Genomic DNA, 23,294 nt, shown 5'->3' on the forward strand with positions numbered 1-23,294 from the left:
GCCCGGACCCGCCACCGCACTCCCGCGCGGTCCTTCGGTCCGATCGTCGTGACGCGTCTCAGTCCAGATCGTCGTACGCGTCGAGGAAGTCGTGACGCGTCTCAGTCCAGATCGTCGTACGCGTCGAGGAAGTCGAAGCCCGAGCCGCCACCGACGCGCGCCGCGAAGTCCTCGCGGCGGTGTCCCTCGGTGACCACCACCCAGACGGTGACCTCGCCGGTCGCGCTGTCCCGCACGCCCCAGTCCTGGGCCAGCGCGCCGATGATGTTCAGCCCGCGGCCGCCTCGCGCGGTGACCGAGGGGGTCGACGGGACGGGCCGTGTCGGACCACCGCCGTCTGTCACCTCGACCCGCAGGCCGCCCGCCGGGTCGACCCGCCAGGCCGCCCGTACATCGCCTTCGCCCCGCTCCGCGTGGCCCAGCGGCCTGCCGTACCGGCAGGCATTGCTGAGCAGCTCGGAAAGGATCAGTACCGCGTCGTCGACGACCGATTCGGCCACTCCGCTGCGGTACAGCTCGTCCCGCATCCGGTGCCGCGCCTCACCCACGCCCGCAGGGCCATGGGGAACGGCCATGCTCGACGACGTGGGCACCTCCTGTGCCACCACCAACGCCACCCCCGAGACCTCCTTTGCCCCACGCCACCGTGTGGATGCCCCAATGGACTGGACCGGAAACCGGCCAATCCACGTGTGATGAGGCACTCGTGACGATCGCGTACGCACGGAACGCGCCGGTGCACACCCTGTAAGGGCTGATATCTCCTGTGACGGACGGGAAAAGAGGGGCGAGAGAGGCGCCTCAGCGGCCCAGCTGGGCGAGCACCTGCTTCGGACGGTTGGTGATGATCGCGTCCACGCCCAGGCGCTCGCAGAGCTCGACGTCCTCGGCCTCGTCCACCGTCCAGACGTGGACCTGGTGCCCGGCCTTCTGGAGCCGCAGGATCACCGCGGGATGGTGCCGGACGATCCGGATCGACGGACCCGCGATGCGCGCGCCCGCGGGGAGCCGCCCGTCGCGCATCCGGGGGGAGACGAACTGGGCGAGCGAGACGGTGGGCAGCGTCGGCGCGGCGGCGGCGATCCGTTGCAGGGAGCGCGCCGAGAAGCTCATGACGCGTACGGGGGAGTCGGCGGGGGACGCGGGCGCGTCCAGGCCGAACCGCTGGAGGAGCTGGATCAGCCGCTCCTCGACCTGGCCCGCCCAGCGGGTGGGGTGCTTGGTCTCGATGGCCAGCTCGATCCGGCGCCCGGCGTCGGACACCAGCTCCAGGAGCCGCTCCAGGGTCAGGACGGAGGTGTATTCGGGGTCTCCCCAGTCGGGGATCTCGCCGGAGTCGTCCCGGCCCTTCCAGGTCCCGAAGTCGAGGGCGGCGAGATCGGCGAGTTCGAGCGCGGAGACGGCGCCGCGGCCGTTCGATGTGCGGTCGACGCGCCGGTCGTGGACGCAGACGAGATGGCCGTCGGCGGTGAGCCGGACGTCGCACTCCAGGGCGTCGGCGCCGTCCTCGATGGCCTTCACATAGGCGGCCAGGGTGTGTTCCGGTGCGTCCTCGGATGCTCCACGGTGGGCGACGACCTGGAGGGGGACGAGGTTCGGGTGCTGCCGTGCGTGAGTCACCGCGACATGGTGCCATTGGCGGGGTGGGGCGGGCACCCCGGATGATGTCCGTTCTGTCCGTATATAAAGGATGGAGTGCGAACGCACAGCTCCGCCTTACAGCGGCCTGACGTCCTGTGGGAAAAGCTGGTGCAGCACCCTGGCGCCACTTGGCACCCCGACCCCGCGCAGTCAACGAGGAGAGCGAGCTGTGAGCACCGAGAACGAGGGCACGCCGGTTCCGGCGGACCCGGCTGCCCCCTCCGCCCCTCCGACGCCTCCCGCACCCCCGACGCCGACGCCCCGGCCCGCCGAGGAGACGGCTCCGCAGCCGAGCCTGGAGAAGACCCAGGAGACGGCCCCGCAGCCGCTCGTGGACACGGCCCCGCAGCCGACTCCGCAGCCCGCTCCGGAGTCGGCGGACGAGCCGACGGCGGTCCAGGCCCCGGTTCCGGCCGCGGCCCCCGCGCCCGCCACCGCAACTGCTCCCGCTGCCGCCCCCGCCGGTGGCTGGCCGCCGCCCCCCGCCCGCCGTCCCGGCCTGGGGCGCCCCGCACGAGCCCGTCCCCCCCGCCCCCGGCGCACCGCGCAGACGGACCGGCGGCCTCGTGGCGGCCGTGCTCGTCGCGTCGCTCGTCGCGGGCGGCATCGGCGGCGGCATCGGCTACTGGGCGGCCGAGCGCGGCGACAACGGCTTCAGCTCGACCACGGTCTCCTCCGGCCAGGCCCCTGCCTCCTTCAAGCGCGAGCCGGGCACGGTCGCGGCGGTCGCGGCGAAGGCCCTGCCGAGCGTGGTCACCATCCAGGCGAAGTCCGGTGCCCAGGAGGGCGAGGGCGGTACGGGCACGGGCTTCGTCTACGACCAGGAAGGCCACATCGTCACCAACAACCACGTGGTGGCGTCGGCGGCGGACGGCGGCACGCTGTCCGTGACGTTCTCGGACGGCAAGTCGTACGACGCGGAGGTCGTCGGCCGGGCCGAGGGCTACGACGTGGCCGTACTGAAGCTGAAGGACGCCCCGAAGGGGCTGACGCCGCTGCCGCTCGGGGACTCCGACAAGGTGGCCGTCGGCGACTCGACGATCGCGATCGGCGCGCCCTTCGGCCTGTCGAACACGGTGACGACGGGCATCGTCAGCGCCAAGAACCGCCCGGTCGCCTCGGGTGACGGCTCCGGCGGCAGCAACTCGTACATGAGCGCGCTGCAGACGGACGCCTCGATCAACCCGGGCAACTCCGGCGGGCCGCTGCTCGACGCGAGCGGTGCGGTGATCGGCATCAACTCGGCCATCCAGTCGACCAGCGGCGGCTTCGGCCAGTCCCAGGCGGGCTCGATCGGCCTGGGCTTCGCGATCCCGGTCAACCAGGCGAAGAACGTGGCCCAGCAGCTGATCAGGACGGGCAAGCCGGTGTACCCGGTGATCGGCGCGACCGTGAACATGAACGAGAAGGGCCAGGGCGCGACGATCGCCGGCCAGGGCTCCGGCGGCACGCCCTCGGTCACGCCCGACGGCCCGGCGGCGAAGGCGGGCCTGAAGGCCGGCGACGTGATCACGGGCTTCGGCGACCACCCGATCGACAGCGGCCCCACCCTGATCAGTGAGATCTGGACCCACAAGCCGGGCGACGCGGTGAAGATCACCTACGAGCGTGACGGCAAGACGGGCACGGCCACCGTCACCCTCGGCGAGCGCACCGGCGACAGCTGACCCCGCCCGGCGGGGGCCCGGCCGGGCCCCCGCCCCCGCTCATCGCGGCTCCACCCCCGCAGCCGGTACGCTGTAGCCCGCTCGGTCCCAGGTGGGCCGGGGCGAGGGTGGGTTGCCCGAGCGGCCTAAGGGAACGGTCTTGAAAACCGTCGAGGCAGCGATGTCTCCGTGGGTTCAAATCCCACACCCACCGCAGCAGATCGGCGTGTGCGCTGGTCACAAGGGGTGCTCCTGATCGGGAGCGCCCCTTTCTGCGTGGAGACCGGGGTTGTCTGCGGATGCGGTTCTGGTGTGGTGCCGTGATGCTGGAGGGGCTGGAACAGCGGCTAGGAGGGCCAGGATGTCTGTGTTCGACAAGCTCAAGGGAATGCTGAAGGGCCACGAGGATCAGGCCTCCAAGGGCATCGACAAGGCCGGCGACATGGTCGACGAGAAGACGCAGAGCAAGTACGCGCGCCACGTCGACACGGCCCAGGACAAGCTCAAGCAGCAGCTGGGCGGCACCGACCAGCAGCGGCCGGACTCCCCGCCGCAGTAATGGCGCACCGGTCAGAAGGGGCGCCCCCGGGTCATTCCGGGGGCGCCCCTCTTTATCGGTTGGTCGGGGCACGCCGGAGGGGTTTGAATCCGGGGGTCGGTGACGGACGGCCTGAGGAAGGGGCCCTTCTCGTGGTGCGCATCGTGCTTGTCCAGGGAGACATCACCGCCGAGGCGGCGGACGCGGTGGTCAACGCCGCGAACTCCTCGCTGCTCGGCGGCGGAGGGGTCGACGGGGCCATCCACCGGAAGGGCGGGCCCGAGATCCTCGCCGCCTGCCAGGACCTGCGCCGCTCGCACTACGGCAAGGGCCTGCCGACCGGTCGGGCCGTGGCGACCACGGCGGGACGCCTGCCGGCCCGGCATGTGATCCACACGGTCGGCCCGGTCTGGTCGCGGGACGAGGACCGCTCGGAGCTGCTGGCCTCCTGCTACCGCGAATCGTTGCGGGTCGCCGACGAGTTGGGAGACCGTACGGTCGCGTTCCCGGCCATCTCCACCGGGATCTACGGATGGCCGATGGCGGACGGCGCCCGGATCGCCGTGGAGACGGTACGGGCGGCCCGTACCGAGGTCGAGGAGGTCCGGTTCGTCCTCTTCGACGCGGCGGCGTACGGGGCTTTCGAGGCGGCCGTGGGGGACGACGCCTCCTGACCGCCTTCTCCCTGTGATCGAACGGCCGCTCCTCATCGCTCGGTGCGTTCGGTTCTTCCGTGTCGGGGACGCGCCGTCGTGTCCTTCCGGGAGGGAGGTCCGCGGAGGATCTGCTGGAACGCTTCCTCCCTTGCGGCGCACGGGCCCCGCCGTTCCCGACCCCTGTCCACCCGTGTGAGCTGCGGCTTTCCTCGTACTGCCGGGGTTTATCTGCTTGTCCTCACGCTTGCGGGGGAATCGGCCGCTCCGGGGTGGTTCGCCGGGGATTCGGTGGGCAACTCTGGATTCGCGACGTCGAGCACAACGACCGGGGCGGTCGGCCAACTGCCTTGGACACGGCCGTACTTCAGAGCAGTTCCGCAGAGAAGTTCCGCAGAGAAGTCCCGCAGAGAAGTCCCGCAGAGCAGTTCCGTGCAGAAGCACCAGCTTTCAGTTCCCGGAGGAACAGACATGGCAAGCATCCGTACCGCCCGCATCCTCGCCGCTGTCGCCGCCCTGCCCCTCGCCGCCGCGCTCTTCACCGGGGTGGCCCAGGCCGACAACGGCGGTTTCGCGGACGACGGATCGAACACGAGCGTCGCCACGATCATCGGCAGTGGCGTCGGTGGTGACAACTTCGGCAACTCGACCACGACGCAGCAGGTGGCGACCGGTTCCGGTGCCTCCAACCAGAACAACACGGCGAGTGTGAACGGCTCCGCCTTCACCCACATCGGCCAGTCCAACAACGTGGTCAACTTCCACCCGTGGTGGTGACCGTGTAGCACGGACACCGGCCCGACGGGGGGCGTGACCGTGGCGTGAACGACGGCCTGTGCGCCGGTGCTTCGGTACCGGCGTGCGGGCCGTCGCGCTTTTCGCGCGGGTGCGCCGCGGCGTGCGCGCGGGCGTTTCCGGGAGCGGCTGCGGGTCTTCCAGGGGCGTCGACGACCTTGACAGGCGTACGGAATCTGACGGACAGTCAGAAACCTCAGTCGTCCCACGGGAGGCCGTCGCCGTGCACCTCGCCCCGACCGAGCGGCAGCTGCGGCTGCGCGCCGAACTCCGCGCGTACTTCCGGGACGTGATGCCCGACGGTCCGCCGCCCGCCACCGACGCCTCCGCGCAGCGCCGGCTGCTCCGCCGGATCGGCGCCGACGGGCTGCTCGGTCTCGGCTGGCCCGAGGAGTACGGGGGGCAGGGCCGCGGGCCCGACGAGCAGTTCGTCTTCTTCGACGAGGCGTACCGCGCGGGCGCGCCCGTCTCGATGGTCACCCTCAACACCGTCGGACCCACGCTGATGGCGTACGGGACCGAGGAGCAGAAGGCCTTCTTCCTGCCCCGGATCCTGCGCGGCGAGATCGTCTTCGCCATCGGGTACAGCGAACCCGAGGCCGGCACGGACCTCGCCTCCCTCCGTACCCGGGCGGTGCGGGACGGGGACTCCTGGTGCGTCGACGGCCAGAAGATCTTCACCTCCAACGCCCAGAACGCCGACTGGATCTGGCTCGCCTGCCGCACCGACCCCGAGGCGCCCGCGCACCGCGGCATCTCCATCGTCCTCGTCCCCACCGACTCCCCCGGTTTCTCCTGGACCCCGATCGAGACGGTGGGCGGGCTGACGACGACCGCCACGTACTACGACGGGATCCGGGTCCCCGCGGGCAACCTCGTCGGGCCCGAGCACGGCGGCTGGGGGCTCATCACCAGCCAGCTCAACCACGAGCGGGTCGCGCTGGCCGCGATCGGCATGCAGGCGGAGGACTTCTTCGCGGCCGTCCTCGACCGGGCGCGCACCCCCGATCCGGTGACGGGCAGGCGTCGCATCGACGAGCCGTGGATACGGATCCGAGCCGCCGAAGCGCATGCCCGGCTGGCGGCGACACGCCTGCTGAACTGGCGTCTGGTGGGGGACGTGGGGGCCGGCCGACTGGCCCCGGGGGACGCGAGCGGCGTGAAGTTCGCGGGAACCGAATCGGCGGTGGAGGTGTACCGCATATGCCAGGAGATCGCGGGCGGGGCGGGGACGGTGCGAGCGGGATCGCCGGGGGAGCTCGACGGCGGTGAGCTGGAACGCATGAACCGGGCCGCGCAGATCAACACCTTCGGGGGAGGGGTGAGCGAGGTGCAGCGCGAGATCGTCGCGAGGATGCGGCTCGGCATGAAGGGGAGGGGCCGGCGATGAGTGGTGACGCGCTGTCGGGCGGGATGTCGGGCGGGATGTCGGAGGGGATGTCGGACGGGCTGCCGGACGGGCTGTACGAGCGGCTCCTGGCCTACGAGGGCCGGTCCGCCGCCACCGCCGGCACCGGCAAGGACCTGGTCAACCTGCCCATGATCAGGCACTGGTGCGAGGCCATGGGGGACACCCACCCCGCCTACGAGGGGCCGGACGCCGTCGCGCCCCCCACCATGCTCCAGGCCTGGACGATGGGCGGCCTCTCGGGGCACACGGACCGCTCCTCCGCCTACGAGGAGCTGTTCGCGCTCCTCGACGGCGCCGGATACACCTCGGTCGTCGCGACCGACTGTGAGCAGGAGTACCTGCGGCCGCTCCGCCCGGGCGACGAGATCGGCTTCGACACCGTCATCGAGTCCGTGTCGGAGCGCAAGACCACCAAGCTCGGCACCGGGCACTTCGTGACGACGCGGACGGACGTCCGGGCGGGCGGCGAACTCGCGGGCACGCACCGCTTCCGCATCCTCAAGTACGCGCCCGCGGCCCGCCCGTCCCGGAAGGCCGAGCCGGAGCCCGCGCCCCGGCGACCCCGCCCCGTGATCAACCGGGACAACGCCGGATTCTGGGAGGGCGTGGCCGCGCACCGGCTGCTGATCCAGCGCTGCGGCGACTGCGCGACCCTGCGCTTCCCCTGGCTGCCGGGGTGCGCCGACTGCGGCTCGCGGGAGTGGGACACGGTCGAGGCGAGCGGCGCCGGGACGGTCTTCTCGTACGTGGTGATGCACCACCCGTCCTTCCCGGCCTTCGCCCCTCCCTACGCGGTCGGGCTGATCGAACTGGCCGAGGGCGTGCGGATGATCAGCAACGTGGTGGGGGTGCCGTACGACAAGGTGCGGATCGGGATGCCCGTGCGGCTTGAGTTCCTGCGGGTCGACGAGGAGCTGGAGCTTCCCGTCTTCCGCGCGGGAGGGGAGGACTGACATGGACTTCACCCCCACCGAGGAGCAGGAGGCGGCCCGCGAGCTGGCCGGGCGGATCTTCGCCGACCTCGCCACCCACGAGCGGCTCCGGGCCGCCGGGACCGGCACGGACGCCGAGCTCTGGAAGGCGCTCTGCGCGGCCGGACTGCCGGGCGCCGTCGAGGAGACCGGCCTGCTCGGCCTGGTCCTGCTCCTGGAGGAACAGGGACGCAGGACGGCCCAGGTGCCGTTCGCTGCGAGCTGCGCGTACGGGATCCTCGCCGTCTCCCGGCACGGTACGGAGGAGCAGCGGGCCCGGCTCCTGCCCGGCCTCCGCGACGGTACGACGGTGGTGACGGGCGCCCTCCCGGCGCCGGGCACGGTCGCCTCACGTGCCGAGGGGGCCGGCGGGCGGCTCAGCGGGGTCGTGGAGTGGGTGCCCTGGCTCAGGGACGCGAGCCACGTGCTCGTACCGGACCAGGACCATGCGCTGTGGCTGGTCCGCACCGAGGACGCGGCCGCCGTCGAGGCCGTCGAGCTGACCGCGCCCTGGTCGGCCGGGAGGCTCGTCCTCGACGGAGCGGCGGGGGAGCGGCTCGGGGGGCGGGCGGCCCACCCGGACGTGCTCGCCGCCGCGCGGGTCGCCTTCGCGGGGCTCCAGGCGGGGGTGTGCGCCGGGTCCCTCGCCCGGGCCGTGGAGTACACGTCCGTACGGGAGCAGTTCGGGCGGCCGCTCTCGACCCACCAGGCCGTGCAACTCCGGGCCGCCGACGCCCACATGGACACCGAGGCCATCCGGGTCACGGCCTACGAGGCCGCCTGGCGCTTCGACGAGGGCCTCGACGCCGCCGGGGCCGCCCTGACCGCCGCGTGGTGGGCCTCCGAGGCGGGCAAGCGGGTCGTGCACGCCGGCCAGCACCTGCACGGCGGCATGGGCGCGGACCTCGACCACCCCGTCCACCGGCACTTCCTGTGGGGCCGGCAGCTCGACGCCTACCTGGGCTGCGGCACCGAACTCCTCGCCGAACTCGGCGACCTGCTCGCGAAGGGAGACCTGTCATGAAGGCCGGTGAGGACATGAAGACCGGTGACGGCGTGAAGCCCGGTGACGAGCTGCCGCCGCTGCGGATCCCGATCACCCGCACCCTGATCGTCGCCGGGGCCGTCGCCTCCCGCGACTACCAGGACGTGCACCACGACGCCGAGCTGGCCCGCGAGAAGGGCTCCCCGGACATCTTCATGAACATCCTCACGACCAACGGGCTCGTCGGCCGGTACGTCACCGACCACTTCGGCCCCCGGGCCGTCCTCCGCAGGGTCGCCATCCGGCTCGGCGCCCCCAACTACCCCGGAGACACCATGGTCCTCACCGGGACGGTCACCGAGGTCGACGGGGACACCACGAGCGTCCGGGTCGTCGGTGCCAACGGGCTCGGGCACCACGTCACCGGGACCGTCACCGTGGAGGTGGCGCGATGAGCGTCCGCAGCCGGGACGAGCTCGGCGGCCGGGCGGCCGTGGTGGGCATCGGGGCGACCGAGTTCTCCAAGGACTCGGGCCGCAGCGAACTCTCCCTCGCCGTCGAGGCCGTGCGGGCGGCCCTCGACGACGCCGGGCTCACCCCCGCCGACGTCGACGGCCTGGTCACCTTCACCATGGACACCAACCCCGAGATCACCGTCGCCCAGGCGTCCGGCATCGGCGAGCTGTCGTTCTTCTCCCGCGTGCACTACGGGGGCGGGGCGGCCTGCGCGACCGTGCAGCAGGCCGCGCTCGCCGTCGCCGCCGGGATCGCCGAGGTCGTCGTCTGCTACCGGGCGTTCAACGAGCGCTCGGGGCGCCGCTTCGGCTCCGGCGTCCAGCAGCGCGAGCCCTCGGCCGAAGGCGCCGCGCTCGGCTGGCAGCTGCCCTTCGGGCTGCTCACCCCGGCCTCCTGGGTCGCCATGGCCGCCCAGCGGTACCTGCACGCCTACGGGCTGACCCCGGACGCCTTCGGCCATGTCGCCGTCACCGACCGGCGCCACGCGGCCCGCAACCCCGCCGCGTACTTCCACGGGAAGCCGATCACCCTCGCCGACCACGCCGCCTCGCGCTGGATCGTCGAGCCGCTCCGGCTCCTCGACTGCTGCCAGGAGACCGACGGCGGCCAGGCGATCGTCGTCACCTCCGTCGAGCGCGCCCGCGACCTGCCGCGCCCGCCCGCCGTGATCCTGGCGGCGGCCCAGGGCGCCGGGCGGAAGCAGGAGGCCATGACCAGCTTCTACCGGGACGAGCTGACGGGGCTGCCGGAGATGGGCGTGGTGGCCCGGCAGCTGTGGCGGACGTCCGGGCTCGCGCCCTCCGACATCGACGTGGGAATCCTCTACGACCACTTCACCCCGTTCGTGCTGATGCAGCTGGAGGAGTTCGGCTTCTGCGGGCCGGGCGAGGCGGCCGACTACGTCGCGGCGGACGCGCTCCCGCTGAACACCCACGGGGGCCAGCTCGGCGAGGCCTACCTCCACGGCATGAACGGCATAGCGGAGGCGGTGCGTCAGATCCGCGGCACCTCGGTGAATCAGATACCCGGCGCGGCCCGGACTTTGGTCACGGCGGGCACGGGGGTTCCCACGTCCGGGTTGATCCTGGGCACGGACGGCTGAGGCGACGGCCTGAGCGGTGGCCGGGCGGCGCGGGCGGTTCTTCACTCGCGCCATGAGCACTCGTACGCCGCCCGTGTCCGAAGCCGCCCCCGCGCTCGTGCCGGCCCCGCCGTCGGCACCGGCCCGCCCACGCTCCGCGCCGCCTCCCGGGGCGCGGGCCGTGGTCGCCGCCGTGCTGGTGGCACTGGCCACCGTGGCCCTCCTGAACGCCCCTCCCCCGTCCGCCGCGAGAAACGGACCAGCGCCGGGCTCAGCCACGACCGACGCCGCCACGACCGACGCCGCCACGACCGGGGCCGGTACGACCGAGGGCAGCGCGACCACGACGGGGGCCGCCACCACGGTCGGCTCCGCCGCCGCGCCGCTCGCCCCCGCGGCCCCGGCTGCTCCAGGCGCCCGCGCCCTGCCGGCGCCCCGGGGCTCCGTCGCCGCGGGCGCCCCGGGTGCCGCCGCCCTCGGCTCCCCCGGCGCACCCAGCGGGCCCGCCTCCCCCGACGCCCCTGCGCTAGCCCTGCCCGCGCTCGGCGCCCCCGCGCTCGCCGCGCCCGTGCGTTTCGCCGGGAAGGCCTTCGACACCTGTGAGGCGCCGTCCCTCGCCGTGATGAGGGCCTGGCGGGGGTCGCCGTACGGGGCCGTCGGGATCTACTTCGGCGGGCGGGGGCGGGGCTGCCCCGTCCAGACGGAGCTCACCCCCGCCTGGGTCGCCTCCGCCCACGCCATGGGCTGGCGGCTGCTGCCGCTCTTCGTCGGCTCCCAGGCGCCGTGCGTGGACTCCCTCGCCAAGCGGCGCTTCGCGATCGGCGGCAACCCCGCGAGCCAGGGCACCAAGGAGGGAGGGGACGCGGTACGGGCCGCGCGCGCCCTGGGGATCGGCACGAGCAGCCCGCTCTACCTCGACATCGAGGCCTACCGGCGCGGGGACACGAGCTGCGCCGCGACCACCCTCTCCTTCGTCCGCGCCTGGAACCGGGAGGTGCGGCGCCTCGGCTACCTGCCCGGCTTCTACAGCAGCGCGGAGACGGGGGTGCGGGACATGGAGACGCAGCGGAAGGCGGGCACGAAGGACCTGCCGGACGTGATGTGGTTCGCGCGCTGGCGGGGGCAGCCGGCGCTGCTCACCGAGTCGGTGCTGCACCCGGAGGCGTGGACGCCGCACGCCCGGATCCACCAGTACGCGGGCAATGTCACCGAGACGTACGGCGGGCGCACCCTCGCGATCGACCGCAACGCGATGGACGCGCCCGTCGCCCGCGTCCCCGCCCCCACCCGATTCGCCGCCCGCGTCCCCGTACCCCTGTCGTTCGTGGCCTCCCGCCGCCCCTGACGCGGGCGAGACCCTGACGAGGGTGCCGGCCCCGACGCGGGCGCCGACCCTGACGAGGGTGCCGGCCCCGACGCGGGCGCCGACCCTGACGAGGGTGCCGGCCCCGACGCGGGCGCCGACCCTGACGAGGGTGCCGGCCCCGACGCGGGCGCCGACCCTGACGCGGGCGTCCCGGGTCTCCACCCAGAGGAGGTGGAGGTGTCCCCACCCCTACAACCTGAGGCGGACGGCGGTTCGGGACCTGGGGCCGATCCGCCGGATGCCCGCGCCCTCCTAGCGTGGAGTCATGACTCCGCCACCCTCTGGCCCCGTCTGCGCCGGTGCCTCGCAGTACGCGTCGTACCCGACCTTCTCCTCGTACGTGCGGGCGCGTGGACCCGTGCTCCTGCGCACCGCGCGCTCCCTCACCGCCAACCCCTCGGACGCGGAGGACCTCCTCCAGACCGCGCTCGCCAAGACCTTCATGGCCTGGGAGCGCATCGAGGACCACCGTGCCCTGGACGGCTACGTCCGCCGCGCGCTGCTGAACACGCGCACGTCGCAGTGGCGCAAGCGCAAGGTCGACGAGTTCGTCTGCGAGGAGCTTCCCGAGCCCGCGGTTCTCCCGGAGCCGGACCCGGCCGAGCGGCAGGTGCTGCACGACGCGATGTGGCGCGCGGTCCTGAAGCTGCCGGAGCGACAGCGCCAGATGGTGGTGCTGCGGTACTACGAGGACCTCAGCGAGGCCCAGACGGCCGAGGTGCTCGGGGTGTCGGTCGGCACGGTCAAGAGCGCGGTGTCCAGGGCGCTCGGCAAGCTCCGCGAGGACCCGGAGCTGACCCCCGTACGGTAGGGAACCGGGCCCGCCCGGCCACTCCCGCCAGTAATCACTGGCAATTTACGTACTCTCGGGTAGTGACATACCGCGCGGTACGTGCGCAGAATCGCCACACCCCTTCTGCCACGTAGCGCCCACCGGGAGGACGCCCCGTGTACAGCACCATGCAGGACGTACAACTGACCGTGAGCCGCATCCTCCAGCACGGGATGACGATCCACGGAAAGTCCACCATCACCACCTGGACGGGCGAGCCCGAGCCGCAGCGCCGCACGTTCGCGGAGGCCGGAGCACGCGCGCACCAGCTGGCCCACGCCCTGCGCGACGAACTCGGGGTCGTCGGCGACCAGCGCGTCGCCACCCTCATGTGGAACAACTCGGAGCACGTCGAGGCGTACTTCGCGATCCCCTCCATGGGCGCGGTGCTCCACACGCTCAACCTCCGCCTGCCCGCCGAGCAGCTGGTGTGGATCGTCAACCACGCCGCCGACCGGGTCGTGATCGTCAACGGCTCCCTGCTCCCCCTCCTCGCCCCGCTGCTCCCGCACCTGCCGACGGTCGAGCACGTCGTCGTCGCGGGCCCGGGCGACCGTTCCGTCCTGGACGGCGCGGCCCCGCGCGTGCACGAGTACGAGGAGCTGATCGCCGGCCGCCCGACCACGTACGACTGGCCCGAGCTGGACGAGCGCACGGCCGCCGCCATGTGCTACACCTCCGGCACCACCGGCGACCCGAAGGGCGTCGTCTACTCGCACCGCTCGATCTACCTGCACTCCATGCAGGTGAACATGGCCGAGTCGATGGCCCTCACCGACAGGGACACGACCCTGGTCGTCGTCCCGCAGTTCCACGTCAACGCCTGGGGCCTGCCGCACGCCACCTTCATGACCGGCATCAACATGCTGATGCCGGACCGTTTCCTCCAGCCGGCCCCGCTCGCCGACATGATCGAGCGCGAGAAGCCGAGCCACGCGGCCGCCGTCCCCACCATCTGGCAGGGCCTCCTCGCCGAGGTCACGGCCAACCCGCGCGACCTCTCCTCCATGAAGCAGGTCACCATCGGCGGCGCCGCCTGTCCGCCCTCCCTCATGGAGGCGTACGACCGGCTCGGCGTCCGCCTCTGCCACGCCTGGGGCATGACCGAGACCTCCCCGCTGGGCACGATGGCCCACCCGCCGGCCGGACTCACGGCCGAGGAGGAGTGGCCGTACCGGGTCACGCAGGGCCGATTCCCCGCCGGTGTCGAGGCGCGACTGGTCGGCCCCGGCGGCGAGCACCTCCCCTGGGACGGCGAGTCGGCGGGTGAGCTGGAGGTGCGCGGCACCTGGATCGCGGGCTCGTACTTCGGCGGCATCGGCGCCGAGGAGATCCGCCCCGCCGACAAGTTCAGCGAGGACGGCTGGCTCAAGACCGGTGACGTCGGCGTGATCAGCCCGGACGGCTTCCTCACCCTCACCGACCGCGCCAAGGACGTCATCAAGTCGGGCGGCGAGTGGATCTCCAGCGTCGAGCTGGAGAACGCCCTCATGGCGCACCCGGCGGTCGCCGAGGCCGCCGTCGTCGCCGTGCCGGACGAGAAGTGGGGCGAGCGTCCGCTCGCGACCGTCGTCCTCAAGGAGGGCGCGACGGCGGACTACGAGACGCTGAAGGCCTTCCTCGCCGACGAGGGCGGCATCGCCAGGTGGCAGCTGCCGGAGCGCTGGGCGATCGTGACGGCGGTTCCGAAGACGAGCGTCGGCAAGTTCGACAAGAAGGTCATCCGCAAGCAGTACGCGGAGGGCGAGCTGGACGTCACCAGGCTCTGATCCACCGGTCGGCACCCATCGGCACCCATCGGCGCCAACTCGCCCGAGGGGGCCGGTTGGTGCCGATCTTCGTGAGCGCGTCGCCCCACGGGGCCAGCTGGTGCCGACCTTCGCGAGCAGGTCGCCCCACGCGGCTAGTTGGTGCCGATCTTCGCGAGCAGGTCGACGATCCGCGCCTGGACCTCGGCGCTGTTCGACCGCTCGGCGAGGAACAGGACCGTCTCGCCGGAGTCGAGCTTCGGCAGCTCCTCCTCGACGAGGTCGGCCGAGGTGTAGACGACGAGCGGAGTGCGGTTCAACTGCCCGTTCGCGCGCAGCCAGTCGATGATCCCGGCCCGGCGGCGGCGCACCTGCATCAGGTCCATCACCACCAGGTTCGGCCGGGTCTGGGTGGCCAGCATGACCGCCTCGGTGTCCGTCTCCGCCTGTGCGACCTGCATCCCGCGCCGCTCCAGGGTCGCCGCGAGCGCCTCCGCGATGGACTCGTTCTCCTCGATCAGCAGGACCCGGGAGGGGTGCTGTTCGCTGTCGCGGGGCGCGAGCGCCTTGAGGAGTACGGCCGGATCGGCGCCGTACGCGGCCTCCCGGGTCGCCTGCCCGAGCCCGGCCGCGAGCAGCACCGGCACCTCGGCGGCGACGGCGGCCTGACGCAGCGACTGGAGCGCGGTCCGGGTGATGGGGCCGGTCAGCGGGTCGACGAAGAGCGCGGCCGGGAAGGCGGCGATCTGGGCGTCGACCTCCTCGCGGGAGTGCACGATCACCGGCCGGTAGCCGCGGTCGCTCAGCGCCTGCTGGGTGGAGACGTCGGGCGCGGGCCAGACGAGCAGCCGGCGCGGGTTGTCGAGGGGCTCCGGGGGCAGCTCGTCGTCGACGGGGCGCGGGGCGGGCCGGTTGGCGACCTCGACCGCGCCGCCAGGGCCGTCGAGCGACTCGGGTCCCTCGGCGGAGCCCTCGGCGGGCGCCCCTATGGCGTACGCGCGGCCTTCGGCCGGGGTGTCGTGCTGCGAAGGGGCCGGCGCCGTCGGCTGCGGGTGCGGCCTGACCTCGGCCGCGTCCGGCGCCGGGAGCGCGACCGGGGCCGGCGGGTCGACCTCGGGCGGCGTGGCGAGCCTGCGCCGCCGCCCGGAGCCGTTGGAGGGCGCGACGGGGGCAGCGGGGGCGGCCGGGACCGCAGAGGAAGCCGAGACCGGCGGGACCGGAGCGGCCGGCGGGGCCGGGGCGGTCATGGGGGTCATCGGGGCCGGAGTGGTCACCGGGGCCGGAGGGACGAAGGGAACGCCCTGCCCGAGGGTACGGACGCTGAACGCCCGCCCCTGGGTCGAGTCCTTCGACATGGTGCCCGGCATCGGCAGCTCGGGCGGCAGCGGTACGGAGCCGGTGCCGTTCCGGGGCGCGGGCTGCGGCGGAGTCGGCAGGGGCTCGGCGACGGGCTCCGGACGCGGAGGCGCCATGGCCCGGCGCCGCCCGGTCGGCTCGACCGCCGTCGCGGCCTCGGCCTGCGGCTGCACGTGAGGATGCGGCGGCACGTGGGCCTGCGGCTGCATGTGAGGATGCGGCGGCACGTGGGCCTGCGACTGTCCGTGCGGATGGGGCTGCGGCGGCGTGTGGTCCGCGCCCGGGACGCCCCGTACGGCTTCGTGCCGACCCTCGTCGGAGACCGGCAGGGGCCCGGCCACAGGAGCGGCGGGCAGTGCCGTCTCGGCATCGCGGTCGGCGTCGGCGGGCGGCAGCGCGAACGGGGTGCGGGGCCCGGCCTCGGCCGCGGCGGCCCGCTCCTGCGCGGCGGCGAGCGCACGCCGGCGGCGCCCGCTCGGCCGCGCCGGAGGCTCCTCGGAGGCGACGGCGGGCAGCGCGCGGGCCAGGGCGGGAGCCCCGGACGGCTCGACGGCGACACCCTGCGGCGGCACGGCCGCGCCGAGCGCGGCACGCCCCTGCGCGCCCTCGGCGGCGGTCACCACGGAACCCTCGGCGGGCCGGCCGCGCCGGCGCCCGGTGGGCTCCACGGGAGCGGAGGCGCCCGGCGGGACGGGCGCGCCGGAGTGCACCGGGAAGGCGGAGTCCACGGCCGCGTTCTGCTGGGCGGGGATCAGCTCGGCGGGACCGGCGGGCTCTCCCGTACGGGCACGGCGGCGCCCACTGGGCTCGGCACCGCCCGGCACCTCCCCCTCGGGCGCGACCGGGCTCGCCAGGAAGGCGTCCGTCGAGCTGCGCCGGGCCCGCCGGCGCCCCCCGCCGGAGGTCTCGGCGGCCGGGTCAGGAGCAGTACCCGAACCGGACACCGTGCCGGACGCCGGTGCAGCAGGCCTCGCGACCGGCGCCGGCCCCGAGGCCTGCGCGGGCAGCGCGAGGGCCTCGCGCCCGCCCGCGGGCGCGTCGTTCGTCGGCGCCGGCGCGGGGACCGTCCCCCGGCCCGCGCCGAGCGGCACCTCCAGGACGTACGCGCCGCCGCTCGTCCCCGGCACCTCGTGGGTCTGCACGACACCGCCGTGCGCCGCCACGATCCCGCGGACGACGGGCCCGTGGACCGGGTCGCCGCCCGCGTACGGGCCGCGGACCTCGATCCGTACGACGTCACCGCGCTGTGCGGCCGCGACGACGATCGTGGAATCGCTCGGGGTCCGTTCGGCCTTGCTCTTGCCGGTCGCGTCGACGCCGGCGACGTCCGCGACGAGGTGCGCGAGCGCGGTCGTGAGGCGCGCCGCGTCCACCTCGGCCTCGATGGGCGGCGCGTGCACGGCGAACTGGGCGCGGCCGGGCCCGATCAGCTCCACGGCACCGTCGATGCCGCCGGCGACGACCCCGTCGAGCAGCACCACGTCCTTGTCCAGCTCCTCCGCACCGGCGTCGAGCCGCTGGTAGCCGAGGACGTTGTCGACGAGCGCCGTCATCCGGGCGTACCCGGCGGCCAGGTGGTGCAGGACCTGGTTGGCCTCGGGCCACAGCTGCCCGGCGTCGTCGGCGGCGAGCGTGCCCAGCTGGTTGCGCAGCTCCTCCAGGGGGCCGCGCAGCGACTCGGCGAGCACGGCGGTGAGCTGCTCGTGGCGGGCGGCGAGCGAGGCGTACCGCTCCTGCTGCGCCTCCCGCTCCGCGGCGGCCCGCTCGGCGCGGTCGGCGAGCTCGGTGGCGTGCTCCTCGACGAGCTGCTCGTACGGCCTGCGGTCGGTGAAGGTCATCACGGCGCCGACGAGCTGGTCCCCGTCCCGTACCGGAGCGGTCGTCAGGTCGACCGGGACCCGCTCGCCCTTCTTCGACCACAGGACCTGCCCGCGGACCCGGTGCTTGCGGCCGGACTTGAGGGTGTCGGCGAGCGGCGACTCCTCGTACGGGAAGGGCTCGCCGTCGGGGCGCTTCGCGAGGATCAGCGGGTGCAGCTCCTGGCCGCCGAGCTCGCCGGCGCGGTAGCCGAGGATCTGCGCGGCGGCCGGGTTCACGAGGACGACCCGGCCGTCCGTGTCGGTGCCGACGACGCCCTCGGCCGCGGCGCGCAGGATCATCTCGGTCTGCCGCTGCGAGCGGGCGAGTTCGGCCTCGGTGTCGAGGGTCCCCGTGAGGTCCCGCACGACGAGCATGAGCAGCTCGTCGCCGGTGTAGCCGCCGTAGGAGTCGTAGGCCTCGCGGCCGTCCTCCAGGCTGGCGCTGGTCACCTCGACGGGGAACTCGGAGCCGTCCGTGCGGCGGGCGATCATCCGGGTCGGCTTGGTGCGGCCCCGCTCGTCGGCGCCGTCGGGCCGGCGCATGGAGCCGGGGATGAGGCGCGAGTCGAACTCGGGCAGCAGATCGAGCAGCCCGCGCCCGACGAGCGCGGTGCCCGGCGTCTCGAACATGCCGAGGGAGATGGTGTTGGCGTTGACGACCGTGCCGTTGCAGTTGACGAGCACGAGGCCGTCGGGGAGGGCGTCGAGTATGGCTGCGAGGCGAGCAGCGCCTCGGGATGGCCTGCTGCTCACGACGACGCTTCCTCCCTGACGCACTGCACGTGCTTGCCTATCGGCCGGCCGGCCCCATCTTGCCCCTCGGGCCGCAGCCTGTCACTGAGGGGAGTCTAAGGGAGCCTCGGGGGGTCACCCCCGGACGAGGGGAAGCAGAGGCTCCACATTCCCCCAACGGTCGATCTCACACCCGTTCGCCCGGGAGAAACGGGCGTCGACCTTGCGGCCCTGCCAGGTGCCGGTGACATGGGCGAGGGCGGGCCCGCCGTACACCTGGGTGCACATCTGGTCCCGGGGGACGGGCAGGAACGGGTCGCCGCCCTCATTCGCCAGCTGCCCCAGGCGCTTGCAGGCGTCCTCGGCGGCCGGGTGGTTCCCCGCGGCGCGGTCGCCACAGGTCAGCTCGAAGGTGCCGTCGGCGTCCGGGTGGCCGCTCTTCTCGACCACCACGGTCAGCGTGTCGGGCGAAGAGAACAGGTTCAGCGGCGGCAGGGGGCCGAGGCCGGTGGCCCCGGCGGCGGTGGCGAGGGTCGCGAGGACGAGACTGCGCAGCATGCGGATCTCCAGAAGCACGGGGAGTACGGCGGGCGCGAGTACACGGCACGCCCGCCCCCTCTAACGCTCCGGGCGCCGTGTCGTTGCGCAAGCGGGGTGCGCCGGGCGGGGTGCGATCCGGGCACGCGGAGGCCGGCGGGACTTTGCCCTGGACCCCGGAGGACTAGTACGGTGAGAATCGATTGGTGACAGCCGGTTCGCCTGTGTCATCATCTGCACGCACCACTCGCGTATGCGCGAGGTGCGAGGAGGCGTCGCCTAGTCCGGTCTATGGCGCCGCACTGCTAATGCGGTTTGGGTCTTAAAGCCCATCGAGGGTTCAAATCCCTCCGCCTCCGCCCCACACCGAAGCCCCGGCCCCCAAGGCCGGGGCTTCGGCCGTTCCCGGGCCTCTCCCTTACAGGTGTGACCCCGGTCTCTTTCCACGGATTTCCACCCCGCGAGCCCCACTCGCGACCACTCACCCCTCCACCCTCACTCGCCCCCTGTGGCGACGTTTTCGCAGGTCACAAGGGGTGGGGGGAATGGATTTCACATGACGGCGGCAGTCATGTAATGTTCTTCCTGTCGCCGCGAGCGGGTCGAAAGGCCGGGGAGCGAAGACAAGAACTGAAAACAAGCACTCGTAGCTTAACGGATAGAGCATCTGACTACGGATCAGAAGGTTGCAGGTTCGAATCCTGCCGAGTGCACACAGACAAGAGGCCCGGACGAGAGTCCGGGCCTCTTGCGTTGCCGGGGCGTACAGCATCGCGCCCGTGCCGGCACAGTCGTGAGCAGCAGCCCCGGTCGGCGGACAATGACCGCATGACGTTGACGATTTGGGTCGATGGCTGGCAGATCCAGTGCTGCGGGCAGAGCTTCGCGCCAGGGGATGTTGTTTCCTGGACGCTCCTGGAGGCCGATCCGGAGGACTACGCCGACGTCGTCGGTAGCGAACGTGCGGCCGGGATCGATTTCCGCGAGGAGCATCACGGCCAGGGGGAAGGGCACGCCCCCACCTCGGTGGAGGTGGTGTCGATCGTCGAGGTGCACTGCCGCTACGGGGCGCCCCCGGGCGCCACGGACCAGGTGAACTACCCCGTTCCAGACACGACCGTGCTGGTGCCGGTCAAGGAGGCGGACGGGTGGGCGAAGGCCCGGCCGGACGTGAGCTTCTCGGGCTACCTGGTGACGGCCCGACGTGTCACCGACCTGCCGGAAAGTGCGGCCACTCGCGGTCGCTGAGGGGCCCGGCGGGACCCCTCCTGCCCGGTCGTCGTACAGCAGCTCCGTACCGCAACCCCAGCGACCGCACCCGCCCAGCAGCACTCCGCCGGGGCCCCGCGGGGTCAGCCCGGTTTTGCCGGGTCGATGCCGTAGAGCGTGGCTGCGGACGTGGCCTGTCGGGTGTCGCAGGGGGTCTGTTCGTCGGCCGGGGCCGGCCACAGGGGGGTCAGGTCGGACGCGGTGGGGGAGGGGTCCATGCGCAGGTAGTGGCAGGTGCCGTTGATGCGCAGGGCGACGGCGTACACGTCGTCGCCGGTGGCCCCGCCGGAGATCGCGCTCACCTTGTCCCCGGTGACGGTCAGCCCCTTGTCCTTCAGGAAATCCACGGCACCCCGCGCGGTGTGCGCATATCCCGCGGTCGTCACGGACGCGCTGATGCGCTGCTGCGTGAGCAGCGCTCCCATCTGCGCCGCGAGGCTGCCGGGCCTGCCGTCGGTCCGTGAAGCCGGGCACGGCATGCCGGACTGTTTCACGGTGGAGGAGCCGACGCCGAACGTGTAGCGGTAGCAGCGGACCGGATAGGCCTCCGCGGCGACGGTCTCCCTGGCCGGCGGTGTCAGCCCGAGCATCACCTCAGCCGTGTGGAGCACGCCGTCGGCCTGGGTCCGTTCGGTGTCCGAACTCAGCAGCACTCCACCGTGTTCCGCGACCTGGGCGACGATCGTGCCCTCGGTGAACTGCCCGCCGTAGGTCTGGCCGCCCCCGGAGTAGAAGCCCGCGTGCAGATCTCCCCGCAGGTGCTCGGCGATCTTCGCGGCCTGGGCGTCGACTCCGGACGTGTCCGGCGCGGTGAGGCTTTGCTGGAGCAGGGTGCCGGCCACGCCCGTGGCTCCGGCGACGAGTGCGGTCGCCGTGAACAGCAAGGCCCGCCACCCCGCGCCGCGTTCCCGCTTCTCGGTGGAGCCGGACTGTTCGTCCTTTCGGTTTCCGACAACCGGCGTCGTCATGTCTCTTCCCCCCGTCGGCAGGGCGTCTCCGCCGATGCCCGCATCCCGCTCGATCCTACGGATCGGCAAGGACAGGGGAGTTGGGCAGGGAGCGGGCGCTCCCGGGGCGGGAGCGCCCGTTCCCGCCGCCGCGGGTCAGGCCGTGGCCTTGACGGCGGTGGCCGGGGTGCGCAGGACGCGGCGGGGGCGGGTGGGGATGCCCAGCTTCGGGTTGACCACGCCCCAGGCCGCGCCCTTGCAGACCAGCTCCTTGTAGCGGGCGGCGAGGCGGCCCGTCAGGGCGGCGCGGACGGAGCGGTCGTCGGCCGTGACGTACTGGATCAGGCCCTCCCGGCGGCCCAGCGAGATGCACTGGTTGAAGTAGCGCAGGTGGGCCTTCGGGACCTTGGTGCCGGTCAGGCGGGCCGCGATGGCGTCGGCCGCCTGCCAGGCCATCGGGGTGCCCGTGGCGCACGACATCCGCAGCGGCTTGTCGCCGGGGCCCATGGCCAGGGCGGCGTCGCCGACGGCGTACACGTCCGGGTGCGAGACCGAGCGCATGGTCCCGTCGACGACGATCTGGCCGGTGTCGCTGATCTTCAGGGTGGTGGCCTCCGCGATCGGGTGCACCGCGAAGCCGGTGGTCCACACGGTGACCGCGGCCGGGATGGAGCCGTCGGCGGTGGTGACGCGGTCCGCCTCGACGGCGGTGATCGCCGTGTGCTCGTGCGCGGTGACGCCGAGGCCGTCGAAGACCTTCCGCACGTGCTGCCGGCCCTTGTCCGAGAGCCAGTCGCCGAGCGCTCCGCGGGCGGCGAGCGCGACGTCGAGGTCCGGGCGGGCCTCGGCGATCTCGGTCGCGGCCTCCACGCCGGTGAGGCCGCCGCCGACGACGACCACGGACTGTCCGGCCTCCAGGGCGGCCAGGCGCTCGCGCAGCCGGAGCGCTCCGGGGCGGCTGGAGATCTCGTGGGCGTGCTCGGCGGTGCCGGGGACGCCCTGGGTGTTCCAGCCGCTGCCGAGGGCGTACACGAGGGTGTCGTACTCCAGCTCCTCGGCGCCGCTCGCGGCCGTCACGGCCACGGTCCTGCGCTCGGCGTCGACGGCGGTCACCGTCGCGAGCTTCAGCTCGACGCCGGTGCCCGCGAACATCTCGCTGAAGGGGCGGGGGGTGAGCTCCTGGCCGACGGCCAGCTGGTGCAGCCGGACCCGCTCGACGAAGTCGGGCTCGGCGTTGACGAGGGTGATGGCGACGTCCTCGCGGTGGAGCTGCTTGGCGAGGCGTCCGGCGGCGATCGCTCCGGTGTAGCCGGCTCCGAGGACGATGATGCGGTGCTGCTGCATGTGCCTGCTCCTGTCTCGCTTCGCGGTTTCGACCCTTGAACCGGGCAGCCCGTCGATTCCTGACAGGTCGCGAGTGTGAAGCAGGTCACATGGTGGCGGGCGGGGTCAGAAGGCGGCTTCCAGCAGGGGGGTGCCGTGGTCGGACGCCGCCCAGAGCCTCGTCGCGCGTTCGAGCTTGTCGGGGTTCACCTGGTTGCGGAAGGCCGTGATGCCCTCGGAGGTGATCTCCAGGCACATGACGCCGATGACCCGGCCGTCGAGCACCGCCACGATGGCGGGGGCGCCGTTGGCGGTCGAGGCGTAGACCTCGGGCGAACCGCCGACGACGGCGCGCTTGGCGTGGCTGGGCTTGAACAGGCCCCGCATGAACTTCGCGACCGCGAGGGCTCCCTCGAACGCCCTCGCGCGCGCCGGGACCTTGCCGCCGCCGTCGCCGATCGCGATGGCGTCGCCCGTGAGCAGCCGTACGAGCGGCTCGGTCCGGCCGCTGGTGGCGGCCGCGAGGAACTCCTCGATGATCCGCTGGGCCTCGGCCTCGCTGATCTCGGTGCGGGCCTTGCCGTCGGCGACGTGCTTCTTGGCGCGGTGGAAGATCTGCTGGCTGGAGGCCTCGCTGATGTCGAGGATCTCGGCGATCTCCCGGTGCGGGTAGTCGAAGGCCTCCCGGAGGACGTACACCGCGCGCTCGTTGGGGGAGAGGCGCTCCATGACGGCGAGGACGGCGTACGAGACGGATTCGCGCTGCTCGGCGGTGTCGGCGGGGCCGAGCATCGGGTCGCCGACGAGGAGCGGCTCGGGCAGCCACTCGCCGACGTAGGTCTCGCGCCGGGCGCGGGCCGAGGTGAGCTGGTTGAGGCACAGGTTGGTGAGGACCTTCGTCAGCCAGGCCTCGGGGACCTCGATGCGCTCGACGTCGGTGGCCTGCCAGCGCAGGAACGTGTCCTGCACGGCGTCCTCGGCCTCGCTCGCGGAGCCGAGGAGGCGGTAGGCGATCGCCTCCAGGCGGGGCCTGGAGGCCTCGAACCGGTCCACGTCGTGCAGGGTCAGAGGCATGGTTCGGATCCTAG

At 73.1% G+C, this 23,294-nt stretch carries 19 protein-coding genes, 3 tRNA genes and 1 pseudogene; 16 read left to right on the forward strand and 7 right to left on the reverse strand.

Translation table 11 applies throughout. The features are described 5' to 3' along the window. Positions 1 to 101: 101 nt before the first annotated feature. Together ACN9M0_RS18720 and ACN9M0_RS18725 are read right to left on the reverse strand one after the other, a co-directional pair. Positions 102 to 617, reverse strand: coding sequence for an ATP-binding protein (locus tag ACN9M0_RS18720; RefSeq protein WP_399696275.1), 516 nt, complete (start codon positions 615 to 617; stop codon positions 102 to 104). 184 nt (positions 618 to 801) lie between these two features. Continuing rightward, positions 802 to 1,620, reverse strand: coding sequence for a glycerophosphodiester phosphodiesterase (locus tag ACN9M0_RS18725; protein WP_399696276.1), 819 nt, complete (start codon positions 1,618 to 1,620; stop codon positions 802 to 804). A 190-nt stretch (positions 1,621 to 1,810) separates the two neighbouring features. On the opposite strand from ACN9M0_RS18725, the pseudogene ACN9M0_RS18730 reads away from it, so the two are divergent. The 13 genes and pseudogenes from ACN9M0_RS18730 (at position 1,811) to ACN9M0_RS18790 (ending at position 14,204) form a co-directional block, all read left to right on the forward strand. Beyond that, a pseudogene (locus ACN9M0_RS18730) lies at positions 1,811 to 3,308 on the forward strand (S1C family serine protease). 106 nt (positions 3,309 to 3,414) lie between these two features. Next, positions 3,415 to 3,501 (forward strand) — tRNA-Ser (locus ACN9M0_RS18735). A 147-nt stretch (positions 3,502 to 3,648) separates the two neighbouring features. After that, positions 3,649 to 3,846, forward strand: a complete 198-nt coding sequence (locus ACN9M0_RS18740) for an antitoxin (RefSeq protein ID WP_366037546.1) — start codon at positions 3,649 to 3,651, stop codon at positions 3,844 to 3,846. 131 nt (positions 3,847 to 3,977) lie between these two features. Next, positions 3,978 to 4,499, forward strand: coding sequence for an O-acetyl-ADP-ribose deacetylase (locus ACN9M0_RS18745; protein ID WP_366037545.1), 522 nt, complete (start codon positions 3,978 to 3,980; stop codon positions 4,497 to 4,499). A gap of 450 nt (positions 4,500 to 4,949) precedes the next feature. Then, a complete protein-coding gene (locus tag ACN9M0_RS18750; protein WP_366037544.1) occupies positions 4,950 to 5,255 on the forward strand; it encodes a hypothetical protein in 306 nt (101 codons plus the stop codon). A gap of 241 nt (positions 5,256 to 5,496) precedes the next feature. Continuing rightward, positions 5,497 to 6,663 carry an acyl-CoA dehydrogenase family protein gene (locus ACN9M0_RS18755; RefSeq protein ID WP_399696279.1) on the forward strand — a complete coding sequence of 389 codons (1,167 nt, stop codon included), beginning with the start codon at positions 5,497 to 5,499 and terminating at the stop codon, positions 6,661 to 6,663. Positions 6,664 to 6,686: 23 nt separating this feature from the next. Continuing rightward, positions 6,687 to 7,637, forward strand: coding sequence for a bifunctional MaoC family dehydratase N-terminal/OB-fold nucleic acid binding domain-containing protein (locus ACN9M0_RS18760; protein ID WP_366037582.1), 951 nt, complete (start codon positions 6,687 to 6,689; stop codon positions 7,635 to 7,637). Position 7,638: 1 nt separating this feature from the next. Next, complete coding sequence (locus tag ACN9M0_RS18765; protein ID WP_426403922.1) at positions 7,639 to 8,679, forward strand: acyl-CoA dehydrogenase family protein; 1,041 nt, start codon at positions 7,639 to 7,641, stop codon at positions 8,677 to 8,679. A gap of 32 nt (positions 8,680 to 8,711) precedes the next feature. Continuing rightward, positions 8,712 to 9,095: a MaoC family dehydratase gene (locus tag ACN9M0_RS18770; RefSeq protein ID WP_399696341.1), complete on the forward strand. Its 384-nt coding sequence runs from the start codon at positions 8,712 to 8,714 to the stop codon at positions 9,093 to 9,095. Continuing rightward, the gene (locus tag ACN9M0_RS18775) at positions 9,092 to 10,258 is read left to right on the forward strand and encodes a lipid-transfer protein (RefSeq protein ID WP_426403923.1); all 1,167 of its coding nucleotides are present in this window, start codon (positions 9,092 to 9,094) and stop codon (positions 10,256 to 10,258) included. The genes ACN9M0_RS18770 and ACN9M0_RS18775 overlap by 4 nt, the downstream gene beginning before the upstream one ends. 52 nt (positions 10,259 to 10,310) lie before the next feature. After that, positions 10,311 to 11,582 carry a DUF1906 domain-containing protein gene (locus tag ACN9M0_RS18780; protein ID WP_426403924.1) on the forward strand — a complete coding sequence of 424 codons (1,272 nt, stop codon included), beginning with the start codon at positions 10,311 to 10,313 and terminating at the stop codon, positions 11,580 to 11,582. 286 nt (positions 11,583 to 11,868) lie between these two features. Continuing rightward, positions 11,869 to 12,414, forward strand: a complete 546-nt coding sequence (locus tag ACN9M0_RS18785; protein ID WP_366037539.1) for a SigE family RNA polymerase sigma factor — start codon at positions 11,869 to 11,871, stop codon at positions 12,412 to 12,414. A gap of 137 nt (positions 12,415 to 12,551) precedes the next feature. Further along, positions 12,552 to 14,204 carry a long-chain fatty acid--CoA ligase gene (locus ACN9M0_RS18790; protein WP_399696282.1) on the forward strand — a complete coding sequence of 551 codons (1,653 nt, stop codon included), beginning with the start codon at positions 12,552 to 12,554 and terminating at the stop codon, positions 14,202 to 14,204. 134 nt (positions 14,205 to 14,338) lie between these two features. On the opposite strand, the gene ACN9M0_RS18795 is transcribed toward ACN9M0_RS18790, so the two are convergent. Together ACN9M0_RS18795 and ACN9M0_RS18800 are read right to left on the reverse strand one after the other, a co-directional pair. After that, complete coding sequence (locus tag ACN9M0_RS18795; RefSeq protein ID WP_426403925.1) at positions 14,339 to 18,151, reverse strand: PAS domain-containing protein; 3,813 nt, start codon at positions 18,149 to 18,151, stop codon at positions 14,339 to 14,341. Positions 18,152 to 18,265: 114 nt separating this feature from the next. Next, positions 18,266 to 18,688, reverse strand: a complete 423-nt coding sequence (locus tag ACN9M0_RS18800) for an SSI family serine proteinase inhibitor (protein WP_366037536.1) — start codon at positions 18,686 to 18,688, stop codon at positions 18,266 to 18,268. Between the two features lie 247 nt (positions 18,689 to 18,935). On the opposite strand from ACN9M0_RS18800, the gene ACN9M0_RS18805 reads away from it, so the two are divergent. From ACN9M0_RS18805 to ACN9M0_RS18815, 3 genes are all read left to right on the forward strand, one after another. Beyond that, a tRNA-Ser gene (locus ACN9M0_RS18805) sits at positions 18,936 to 19,026 on the forward strand. A 281-nt stretch (positions 19,027 to 19,307) separates the two neighbouring features. Further along, positions 19,308 to 19,380, forward strand: a tRNA-Arg gene (locus tag ACN9M0_RS18810). 115 nt (positions 19,381 to 19,495) lie between these two features. After that, a complete protein-coding gene (locus tag ACN9M0_RS18815) occupies positions 19,496 to 19,915 on the forward strand; it encodes a DUF6578 domain-containing protein (RefSeq protein ID WP_426403926.1) in 420 nt (139 codons plus the stop codon). 104 nt (positions 19,916 to 20,019) lie between these two features. Here the strand turns inward: ACN9M0_RS18815 and ACN9M0_RS18820 are convergent, their stop codons facing one another. The 3 genes from ACN9M0_RS18820 to ACN9M0_RS18830 all read right to left on the reverse strand — a co-directional run bounded on the left by ACN9M0_RS18820 (position 20,020) and on the right by ACN9M0_RS18830 (position 23,280). Next, positions 20,020 to 20,904: a hypothetical protein gene (locus ACN9M0_RS18820; RefSeq protein WP_426403927.1), complete on the reverse strand. Its 885-nt coding sequence runs from the start codon at positions 20,902 to 20,904 to the stop codon at positions 20,020 to 20,022. Between the two features lie 135 nt (positions 20,905 to 21,039). After that, positions 21,040 to 22,227 carry an NAD(P)/FAD-dependent oxidoreductase gene (locus ACN9M0_RS18825; RefSeq protein ID WP_366037533.1) on the reverse strand — a complete coding sequence of 396 codons (1,188 nt, stop codon included), beginning with the start codon at positions 22,225 to 22,227 and terminating at the stop codon, positions 21,040 to 21,042. A gap of 105 nt (positions 22,228 to 22,332) precedes the next feature. Beyond that, complete coding sequence (locus ACN9M0_RS18830) at positions 22,333 to 23,280, reverse strand: RNA polymerase sigma-70 factor (protein WP_366037532.1); 948 nt, start codon at positions 23,278 to 23,280, stop codon at positions 22,333 to 22,335. Positions 23,281 to 23,294: the final 14 nt, after the last annotated feature.

The sequence above is a fragment of the Streptomyces sp. R-07 genome (assembly GCF_049913175.1).
In the GTDB taxonomy this organism is placed as follows: Bacteria; Actinomycetota; Actinomycetes; order Streptomycetales; family Streptomycetaceae; genus Streptomyces.

Excerpts from the sequence above, each read along its gene's own strand:
- ACN9M0_RS18775 (WP_426403923.1), top strand. The coding sequence starts at position 9,092 with ATGAGCGTCCGCAGCCGGGACGAGCTCGGCGGCCGGGCGGCCGTGGTG.
- ACN9M0_RS18760 (WP_366037582.1), top strand. The coding sequence starts at position 6,687 with ATGTCGGGCGGGATGTCGGAGGGGATGTCGGACGGGCTGCCGGACGGG.
- ACN9M0_RS18825 (WP_366037533.1), bottom strand. The coding sequence starts at position 22,227 with ATGCAGCAGCACCGCATCATCGTCCTCGGAGCCGGCTACACCGGAGCG.
- ACN9M0_RS18830 (WP_366037532.1), bottom strand. The coding sequence starts at position 23,280 with ATGCCTCTGACCCTGCACGACGTGGACCGGTTCGAGGCCTCCAGGCCC.
- ACN9M0_RS18785 (WP_366037539.1), top strand. The coding sequence starts at position 11,869 with ATGACTCCGCCACCCTCTGGCCCCGTCTGCGCCGGTGCCTCGCAGTAC.
- ACN9M0_RS18765 (WP_426403922.1), top strand. The coding sequence starts at position 7,639 with ATGGACTTCACCCCCACCGAGGAGCAGGAGGCGGCCCGCGAGCTGGCC.
- ACN9M0_RS18780 (WP_426403924.1), top strand. The coding sequence starts at position 10,311 with ATGAGCACTCGTACGCCGCCCGTGTCCGAAGCCGCCCCCGCGCTCGTG.
- ACN9M0_RS18740 (WP_366037546.1), top strand. The coding sequence starts at position 3,649 with ATGTCTGTGTTCGACAAGCTCAAGGGAATGCTGAAGGGCCACGAGGAT.
- ACN9M0_RS18815 (WP_426403926.1), top strand. The coding sequence starts at position 19,496 with ATGACGTTGACGATTTGGGTCGATGGCTGGCAGATCCAGTGCTGCGGG.
- ACN9M0_RS18750 (WP_366037544.1), top strand. The coding sequence starts at position 4,950 with ATGGCAAGCATCCGTACCGCCCGCATCCTCGCCGCTGTCGCCGCCCTG.
- ACN9M0_RS18820 (WP_426403927.1), bottom strand. The coding sequence starts at position 20,904 with ATGACGACGCCGGTTGTCGGAAACCGAAAGGACGAACAGTCCGGCTCC.
- ACN9M0_RS18800 (WP_366037536.1), bottom strand. The coding sequence starts at position 18,688 with ATGCTGCGCAGTCTCGTCCTCGCGACCCTCGCCACCGCCGCCGGGGCC.